Raw genomic sequence first — 8231 nt, 5'->3', positions numbered from 1 at the left:
CGGCCCTGCTGGCATGCAATAACGCCGAGCAGGTGGTTCGCAGCGGCGCGACGGGGATCGGCGGCGGGAATCTTCCGGTAGAGATTTGCCGCTTCGTCCAGCCGCCCACTTTGGTGATGTTGAATAGCGACCGCGAGCATTGCGCCGGCCGGATCGGCCTCGGCGTCCGCCTTTGCGTCTGCGCGGGGCTGCTTCCGGTCCATTGGCTGTCACTTTCCTGCGGCCGGGGCATCGTCCGGTGGAGTGAACCGGACCGGGTCTGCCGGAGGCTATTTGGCCTAAGCTAAACGGCCAGGGGCAATTCGGCCAGCATCGAGGACGACTGCTACATCGGCGCCCGCGCCGAAGTGGTCGAGGGCGTGATCGTCCGCGACGGCGCCGTCCTGGCCATGGGCGTCTATCTGTCCGGGTCCACGAAGATCGTCGACCGGGCCACCGGCGAGGTCTTCCGCGGCGAAGTGCCCGCATACTCGGTGGTCGTCCCCGGAACCCTCCCCGACCCCGCCGGCGGGCCATCGCTCTACTGCGCGGTCATCGTCAAACGCGTCGACGCCCAGACCCGGGCGAAGACGGGCGTCAACGAACTGCTGCGGGACTAACCTCCCCTCTCCCGGTGGGAGAGGGAAGCGACACCCATCAACACATCGCCCGAATCCGCGTTCAAATTCAAAGCCCGGCTCCATCGAGAGCCTTTATCCCGACCGCCTCCGCAAACCGTGGGACAATGGCTCCGGTCTTTGACATCGCCATCGTGAACCCGCACCCGGCTAGACTCAGTGGACGATCCGGACTCCAATTTCCGGAGTCTGGATGCCCTTCCCCGAACGCTTCGGACGCTTCGGACGCTTCGGACGGTGTTTTGGAGTCCGGCCAGGCCGCTGATGGATGACACCCCGGAACAGATCGGGCACAAGCCGCCGATGCTCGCCGACTCACAGACATCCCTGCCCGGCCTCGACGCCGCGCGGCAGACGCTGGAGCGGGTCTGGGGTCACGCCGATTTCCGGGGGCTGCAGGCCCGGGTCGTGTCCGAGATCATGGCCGGGCGCGACGTCCTCGCCGTCCTGCCGACCGGGGGCGGCAAGTCTGTCTGCTATCAGATCCCGGCCATCCTGCGCCCCGGTCTCGGCCTCGTCATCTCGCCCCTGATCGCCCTGATGACCGACCAGGTCGAGGCGCTGAAACAGCAGGGCGTGGCCGCCGCCCGGCTCGATTCCGGCCTGTCGCTGGACGAGCGCACCACCGTCCTGCGGGCCGCCCGTTCCGGGGAACTGGACCTGCTCTACGTCTCCCCCGAAGGTCTTGCCTCGGGCGCCCTGACCGACCGGCTGCGCGACCTGCCCCTGTCGCTGATCGCCATCGACGAGGCCCACTGCGTCTCCCAGTGGGGCCACGACTTCCGTCCCGACTACCGGACCCTGGGCCGGCTCGGGGAGCTCTTCCCGGGCGTCCCGCGCATCGCCGTCACCGCCACCGCCGACGCCCGCACCCGCGACGACATCCTGGCGTCGCTGCATCTCGAACACGCGGCCGTCTTCGTCGACAGCTTCGCCCGTCCGAACCTGCAGCTCTCGGCCATCCGCAAGGAAAGCGCTTCGCGGGCCAAGACCGACGCCCATGTGATCGAACTGGTCCGCGCCCGGAAAGGCCAGTCCGGGGTCGTCTACTGCGGATCGCGCGACGGCTGCGAGCGCGTCGCCGACGCCCTGAAGGCGGCGGGAACCAACGCCATCGCCTATCACGCCGGCATGCCGGGTCAGGAGCGCGACAAACGCCTCGAACGCTTTCTCGCCGAAGACGGCGCGGTGATGGTCGCGACCATCGCCTTCGGCATGGGGGTCGACAAGGCCGACGTCCGCTTCGTCATCCACGCCGATCCGCCGGGCTCGCTGGAGGCCTACTGGCAGGAAATCGGCCGCGCCGGCCGAGACGGCGAACCGGCCGAGGGCATCACCCTGTACGGCCCGTCCGACATCGCCTGGACCCTCAAACGCCTCGACAGCCGCCCGATGGCCGAGGAGGTCAAACAGGTGCAGGTGGCCAAGGCGCGCCGGCTGTTCGCCATGCTCGACGGCGCCGTCTGTCGCCCCCAGACCGTGCGCCGCTATTTCGGAGAAACGGACGCCGGCCCCTGCGGCGTCTGCGACGTCTGTTCCGACCCGCCCGCCCTCTACGACGCCACGGTCCCGGCCCAGAAGGCTCTGGCGGCGGTCCAGCGTCTCGGTGGCCGGTTCGGCAAGGGCCGGATCGTCGATCACCTTCTGGGCAAGACGAAGGACGTCCAGCCCTGGGAGTCCGATCTCTCCACCTGGGGCATCGGCAAGGACATCGCCCCCAGCGGCTGGCGCGACATCGTCGACCACCTGATGTTCGAGGGCCTGTTGCTGGAGGACCCGAACGACGGCAAGCCGCTGGTCGGTCTCGGCGACGCAGAGCGCGTCCGCGCCGTCTATCGCGGGGAAGTCGCCGTCGAGGTCCGCCGCACGCCCCCCGGCTTCGACGCGGGAACCCGGTCGGGCAATCCAAGGACCCGCACGCGCAACGACCGGAACGCCGCCGTCGAGGCGCTCGACGCCGACGTCCGCGCCCGCTTCGAGACCCTGCGGGCCTGGCGTCGCGACCGCGCCGCCGAACAGCACGTCCCGCCCTATGTCATCTTCCAGGACAAGACCCTGCTGGAGATCGCCCAGCGCGAACCGGGCTCCCTCGACGCCCTCGCCGCGATCTCCGGGGTCGGCCAGTCCAAGATCGATCGTTACGGGGAAGGCGTTCTGGCCGCCTTGCTCGGCTCAGCCTAGTCCAGGGCGCAGATGTCCGGAAGGCCCCGCATCGCGCCGGCATGGTCAAGGCCGTAGCCGACCAGAAACCGGTTGGGGGCCTCCCAGCCGACGAAGTCCGGCTCCGGCGCACGCGGCTCCGGCCAGGGCTTGCGGGCGAAGACACAGGTCAGGACCTCGGCAGCCCCGGCTTCCTTCGCGTGGCGCACCGCCTCCGCCAGGGACAGGCCGGTATCGAACACGTCGTCCAGGATCAGCACCTTGCGGCCCTGAAGCGTCCGCTGGAAAGGGGCGTGGACGTCGATCCGGCCCCGGCTGGATTGCCCGTCGCCATAGGAGGCCAGCCACAGGGCGTCGAACCGGACCTGACGCCCGATCCGCGACAGGGCCCGGGTCAGGTCGGCCGCGAACCACAGACCGCCGGTCAGCAGGACCACTGCGACCGTGTCGTCGTCGATGACGGGGGCGATCCGTTCGGCCAGATCGGCGACGATCCTGCCGATTTCGGCTTCGGAGAGAAGGACGGTGGGCGTCGGGGGAGCTTCAGCCATGCGAGGCGGATACCGCCTCGGCCCCATGGCTGTCGATAGCCCCATGTCCTTCCGCCGCATCATGCGCCGGTTCGGCATGGACGGGCTCCGCCTCGACCGGCGCCTCATGCGTGGTCGGGGCCTCCTCGATCAGGGCGGGACGCATTCCGTGCTCGTCGGGCGTCGGCAGAGGACGCGCGTGGGCCGGAGCCGCTTCGTGACCGGCCCCATGAGCCTCAGGCTCGGCACCGTCCCGGGCGAAGTCGACGCCGACATCGACGCCGTGCGCCCCCGGATCGCGGATCAGGGCCGCGAACCCCTTGACCCCGCCCGGCAGCACGGGGGCCCCTTCGAGCTCGATCAGGGCATGGCCAACCTCGGCGCCGTGGGCGTCCAGCAAGGCGACCCGCACCGGCGGAGCGACGATCTCCCGATCGCGGACGTTCCTAAGGGCGCCCGACACCATGACCATGTCCGGACGATCGGCCACGGCCTTGGCGGTCACGGCCTCGAACTCCAGCCCGATGGCGTTCACCGGCGTCCCGACCATGGCGTAGGCGGCGGCGGCGCGGGGATACATCTCGACCACTTCGACGCGGAACAGCCATCCGGCGCCGATCAGGCCGACGAACAGGCTGGCCAGCCCGGCCCAGACCGCGCCATGGGTCGCGGCGCGACGAAGGCGACGCTGCTGCTCGGCACGGGCCCGAAAAGCCTTGGGCAGCTCAGGCGCCGGCGTCTCCGGCGCGACGGGCGGCGCGTCGTCGAACGTTCGGGCCTCCGGCGCGACGGCCGGGGCGGCGGCCGGCGCGCTCTCGGCCGTGAGCTCCAGCGGCTCGTCCGTCGGCATCCCGTGCCAGACATGGGCGCAGGACTGGCAGCGGACCTTGCGTCCGCCGGGCGGAATGGCGCCGTCGGGGGCGAAATAGCTGGTGGCGCAGGACGGGCAGGTCAGTATCATGGTCGCTGACTGCGAGGCCGCTCGCCGGCCCCCTCCTGTCGGAACGCGATGCGCTCCGGTCCTAACGAAAACAATCGATGCCTCAGTCGCCCCGTCGCGCCGCCGAATCCGCGCCTTCGCCCGAAACCGTCCGCCTGTCGGCGGTGAGCTTCAGCTATGCCGAATCGCCCGACGTGCTGCGGGACGTTAACCTCATCTTGCCCCGCGGCTCTTTCCACTTCCTTACCGGCGCGTCCGGGGCGGGAAAGTCGTCTCTGCTGCGTCTTCTGACTCTCGCGGATCGCCCCACGGGCGGGCGGATCTCGCTCTTCGGGCAGGACGTCACGGAGGTCTCGTCGAAAGACCGGCCTGACTGGCGTCGACGTATGGGGGTGGTGTTCCAGGACTTTCGCCTGCTGGATCATCTCAGCGTCTTCGACAACGCCGCCCTGCCGCTGCGCGTCAGGGGCGGGAAACGCTCCGACTACGCCGCCGACGTCGAGGAGATGCTGGCCTGGGTCGGGCTGGCGGCCCGGGCGAACGCCCTGCCGACGGCCCTGTCCGGCGGCGAGAAACAGCGGCTCGCCATCGCCCGCGCGGTCATGGCCAGGCCGGACCTGATTCTGGCCGATGAGCCGACCGGCAGCGTCGACCCGGCCATGGCCGACCGATTGCTGAAGCTGTTCCAGGCCCTCAACCGGCTGGGCGCCACAGTGCTGATCGCCAGCCACGACGAAGCCCTGGCGCAGAGATCAGGCGCTCGGCGGCTGGTCCTGAGGGACGGCCGCATTTCAGGGGCCGCGACTTGATCCGCTGGTCCACCCTGTTCGGCCCCGGCCCGTCTCGCCGCCCGGCCCGGCCCGAGAGCGACCTCTTGCCCCGTGACGCGGCCGGAGAGCGCTGGCTGGGCGCCGTGATCGCCGTCCTCTGCTTCCTCGCCTGTCTTGCAGCGGTCGGCGCCGTCGCTGCGGACCGGGCGGCGCACGGCTGGGCACGAGAGCTTCGCGCGGAAGCCACTGTCCAGGTCCGGCCCCGCGTCGGCGAGAGCGGCGATACGGCCGCCGCCCGCGCCGCCGAAACCCTGGCCGGGGTCGACGGGGTGGCCGAAGCCGCCGCCATGGACCGCGAGACCGCCGAGGCCCTGCTGCGTCCATGGATGGGAGAGGCCGTGCTGGCCGACCTGCCCCTGCCCTATCTGGTCACAGTCCGCCTCGACAGGGAGGCTCCCGCCAGCGCCCTGACCCTGGGCCGCGCCCTGGCCGAGGCCGGGCTGGACGCCACCGTCGACGACCACAGCCTGTGGCGCGGCGAGGTCGAACGGTCCGCGATGCTGATCAGCATCCTCGCCCTCGCCGCATTCCTGACCACGGCTTTCGCGGCCGGCGCGGCCATCATCTACGCCGTCCGGGCGGGCCTTCAGGCACGTCGCTCCGTCATCGAAACCCTCAGCCTGTCGGGCGCGACCGACGCCTCCATTGTCTGGCTGTTCCAGAGGCGGTTCGCCCTGCTGGCCCTGATCTCCGGAGCGGCCGGATCGGCGACCGCAATCGTTCTCCTCGCCCTCCTGCGAGTCCTCGGCGGATCGGCAGGATTGACCCCCGCCCTGCCTGTCGCCTGGGTCGACATTCTCATGCTCTCGCCATGCCCGCTGGTCGCGGCTACGGTGGCGCTTGTTGCGGCGCAACTAGGCGCAGGGCGGGAGATGGCGAGGCTTGGCGCGTCCCAGGTCGGCGGCTAGGATCAAGCATGAAGTTTCTGGCGCTTGTGGGCATCGTGGCCCTGATCTGGCTGGTGGGGTTGTTCGCCTTCGCCGACCGGGTGCGCGGCTTCACGCCTGCGCCCGAACCAGAGCGGGCCGACGGCATCGTCGCCCTGACCGGACCATCGGCCGAACGCGTCAACGCCGCGATCCGGCTTCTGGAGCAGGACAAGGGCGAACGCGTCCTGATCTCCGGCGTCAACCGCGAGGTCCGCCGCCAGGAGTTGCGCGAACTGACGCCGGGCTCCAACCGCCTGTTCAACTGCTGCGTCGACCTCGGCTTCGAAGCCGAGACCACCAACGGCAATGCCCAGGAGATCGCCGCCTGGGCCCGCGCCAAGGGCTATGACAGTCTGATCGTCGTCACCTCTGACTACCACATGCCGCGTTCGCTTCTGGAGCTGCGCAGCGCCGCACCGGATCTCGAGCTGACTCCCTATGCGGTGTCGACGCCCTCGCTGGACAACTCACGCTGGTGGCGTGCGGCGGTGACCGCGCGCCGGATGACGCTGGAGTATGTCAAATACCTTGCGGTCCTCGGCCGCGAAGCGCTGCACAGGGTGACCGGACACAACGAGCGGCCGTCCATCGAAACACCCGCCGAAGACTCGCCCGCGCCGAAGGCCGACAGCCAGTGAACATGATCCGCTCCCTGGTCTTCGTGGCCTGGCTCTATCTTTCGCTGGCGATTTTCGCAGTCGGGATGTCGCCGGCGCTGGTGTTGCCGCATCGCTACGCCCTGGGCGTCGTCAAGATGTGGGCGCGCTTCGTTCTGCTGGGCCTCGACTGGATCGCCGGCATCGAGGTCGAGTTCCGCGGACTGGAGCACCGCCCGACCGGCCGGGCCCTGGTGGCCTGCAAGCACCAGGGCATGCTCGACATCATCATCCCCTTCGTGGTGCTGGACGACCCCTGCATCATCACCAAGAAGGAGCTGATGATCCTGCCCTTCTTCGGCTGGTTCGCCTGGAAGACGAAGATGATCTCGGTGGACCGGTCCGCCGCCTCCAAGGCCTTGCGCGACATGGTCAAACAGGCCCGGGAACGCTCTGCTGAAGGTCGCCAGATCTGGATCTTCCCGGAAGGGACCCGCGCCCCCGTGGGCGCCGTCCCTGACTACAAGCCCGGCGTCGCGGCGCTGTACCGCGACCTCGAGGTCCCTTGCTGGCCCGTCGCGACCAACGCCGGAGTCCACTGGCCCGCGCACGGCTTCCGGCGCTACCCGGGCACGGTCGTTTATGAATTCCTGCCGCCGATCGAGGCGAACCTGAAGCGCGCGCCCTTCATGGCCGAGCTGGAACTGCGGATCGAGACGGCGTCGAACGCCTTGCTTCAGGCCTGAGTCCGCCGAAACTGACTGGGCGAGACGCCGGTCGCATCACGGAAGGCCCGGGCAAACCGGCTGGGGCTGTCGTAGCCGACCGCCGCGGCCACATCGGTGATGGAGCGTGACCTTTCGGCCAGAAGGCGCTGGGCCACCGTCAGGCGCCGCAGCCGTATCCAGCTCGCCGGCGGCGCTCCCATCGACTCCTTGAACGACCGCGCGAAATGGAAGGGCGACAGGCCGGTCAGGGCGGCGAGGTCGGCGTTCCGTATCGGCCGATCCAGTCTCGCTTCGACATGGTCGCGCACGACCCCAAGCTGCCGCGCCGTCAGCCCGCCGCGCGTGGTGTCACGGGCGTGCGTCCGGGCGATACGGACCAGAGTGAGGACGAGCGTATCCAGGACGGCGGCGTTCAGGGCCTGATCCTCAGGCAATACAGACTGGGCCAGTTGCTCAACGAGACCGGTCACCAGAGGATCGACCAGGACCCGGCCGCGCAACGGCGACAGCGGACAGCTCCGGCTCTCGAACCCTCTTCGGCGAAAGGCCTCGGGCGGGATCGACAGGAGGAGCACGTCCTGCGCTGAATGCGCTGCCAGGACGTGCTCCTCGCCTGCCGGAGCCAGCAGGTAGTAGTCGGGCGCCACGCAGGCCTTGAGCCGGGCAGCGTCCGGGCGTTCCATCGACCGCTCGCGCGCCACGAGATTGATGCGGACCGCCAGTTGAAGGCCGTCCCCCGCTTCCAGACGGACCGGACCGTTGGGTCGGGCAAGGCGTCGAAGGCGGGCGCCTTCCCCCAATCCCGCAGGATTGAGCTCGACCCACGCAGGATCGGGCGCGCGTGTTTCTCCCGGCCCGGACACTGTCCGTCGCCCGGCTGACGGGCCGTTCACCGAGGAAC

9 protein-coding genes and 1 pseudogene are annotated in these 8231 nt (G+C 69.8%); 6 read left to right on the top strand and 4 right to left on the bottom strand.

The window, feature by feature from the left end; genetic code table 11:
• On the bottom strand, positions 1–203 hold a 203-nt coding region (locus Q0044_RS03315; RefSeq protein ID WP_298159520.1), incomplete at its 3' end, for a hypothetical protein.
• Positions 204–305: 102 nt separating this feature from the next.
• On the opposite strand from Q0044_RS03315, the pseudogene Q0044_RS03310 reads away from it, so the two are divergent.
• Positions 306–599: pseudogene (locus tag Q0044_RS03310) on the top strand (DapH/DapD/GlmU-related protein); the annotation flags it as partial.
• Positions 600–920: 321 nt separating this feature from the next.
• The gene (recQ, locus tag Q0044_RS03305) at positions 921–2798 is read left to right on the top strand and encodes a DNA helicase RecQ (protein ID WP_298159536.1); all 1878 of its coding nucleotides are present in this window, start codon (positions 921–923) and stop codon (positions 2796–2798) included.
• Here recQ and Q0044_RS03300 read toward each other — a convergent pair.
• Both Q0044_RS03300 and Q0044_RS03295 read right to left on the bottom strand, forming a co-directional pair.
• Entirely contained in the window at positions 2795–3328 is a 534-nt protein-coding gene (locus tag Q0044_RS03300) for a phosphoribosyltransferase (RefSeq protein ID WP_298159518.1), read from the bottom strand. The two genes, recQ and Q0044_RS03300, sit on opposite strands and share 4 nt — an antisense overlap.
• On the bottom strand, positions 3321–4268 hold the full coding sequence (locus Q0044_RS03295; protein WP_298159515.1) for a zinc-ribbon domain-containing protein: 948 nt from the start codon (positions 4266–4268) through the stop codon (positions 3321–3323). Before Q0044_RS03295 ends, Q0044_RS03300 begins: the two co-directional genes overlap by 8 nt.
• Before the next feature lie 77 nt (positions 4269–4345).
• On the opposite strand from Q0044_RS03295, the gene Q0044_RS03290 reads away from it, so the two are divergent.
• Genes Q0044_RS03290 through Q0044_RS03275 form a run of 4 tightly spaced genes read left to right on the top strand, consistent with a single transcriptional unit; the run spans position 4346 to position 7348 of the window.
• Positions 4346–5056 carry a cell division ATP-binding protein FtsE gene (locus Q0044_RS03290; RefSeq protein WP_298159512.1) on the top strand — a complete coding sequence of 237 codons (711 nt, stop codon included), beginning with the start codon at positions 4346–4348 and terminating at the stop codon, positions 5054–5056.
• Positions 5053–5985 carry a cell division protein FtsX gene (locus tag Q0044_RS03285; protein ID WP_298159509.1) on the top strand — a complete coding sequence of 311 codons (933 nt, stop codon included), beginning with the start codon at positions 5053–5055 and terminating at the stop codon, positions 5983–5985. The genes Q0044_RS03290 and Q0044_RS03285 overlap by 4 nt, the downstream gene beginning before the upstream one ends.
• An 8-nt stretch (positions 5986–5993) precedes the next feature.
• Positions 5994–6644, top strand: a complete 651-nt coding sequence (locus Q0044_RS03280; RefSeq protein WP_298159506.1) for a YdcF family protein — start codon at positions 5994–5996, stop codon at positions 6642–6644.
• The gene (locus tag Q0044_RS03275) at positions 6641–7348 is read left to right on the top strand and encodes a lysophospholipid acyltransferase family protein (RefSeq protein ID WP_298159503.1); all 708 of its coding nucleotides are present in this window, start codon (positions 6641–6643) and stop codon (positions 7346–7348) included. Before Q0044_RS03280 ends, Q0044_RS03275 begins: the two co-directional genes overlap by 4 nt.
• Here Q0044_RS03275 and Q0044_RS03270 read toward each other — a convergent pair.
• Positions 7339–8193 carry a helix-turn-helix transcriptional regulator gene (locus Q0044_RS03270; protein ID WP_298159500.1) on the bottom strand — a complete coding sequence of 285 codons (855 nt, stop codon included), beginning with the start codon at positions 8191–8193 and terminating at the stop codon, positions 7339–7341. The genes Q0044_RS03275 and Q0044_RS03270 overlap by 10 nt on opposite strands.
• Between the last annotated feature and the right edge of the window lie 38 nt (positions 8194–8231).

The sequence above is a fragment of the Brevundimonas sp. genome (assembly GCF_027484365.1).
Taxonomy (GTDB): Bacteria; Pseudomonadota; Alphaproteobacteria; order Caulobacterales; family Caulobacteraceae; genus Brevundimonas.
This window is presented reverse-complemented; position numbering and strand designations above follow the sequence as displayed.

What these genes read in the sequence shown, in the direction of transcription:
- Q0044_RS03290 (WP_298159512.1), top strand. Translation starts at nt 4,346, where the DNA reads ATGCCTCAGTCGCCCCGTCGCGCCGCCGAATCCGCGCCTTCGCCCGAA.
- Q0044_RS03295 (WP_298159515.1), bottom strand. Translation starts at nt 4,268, where the DNA reads ATGATACTGACCTGCCCGTCCTGCGCCACCAGCTATTTCGCCCCCGAC.
- Q0044_RS03280 (WP_298159506.1), top strand. Translation starts at nt 5,994, where the DNA reads ATGAAGTTTCTGGCGCTTGTGGGCATCGTGGCCCTGATCTGGCTGGTG.
- Q0044_RS03300 (WP_298159518.1), bottom strand. Translation starts at nt 3,328, where the DNA reads ATGGCTGAAGCTCCCCCGACGCCCACCGTCCTTCTCTCCGAAGCCGAA.
- recQ (WP_298159536.1), top strand. Translation starts at nt 921, where the DNA reads ATGCTCGCCGACTCACAGACATCCCTGCCCGGCCTCGACGCCGCGCGG.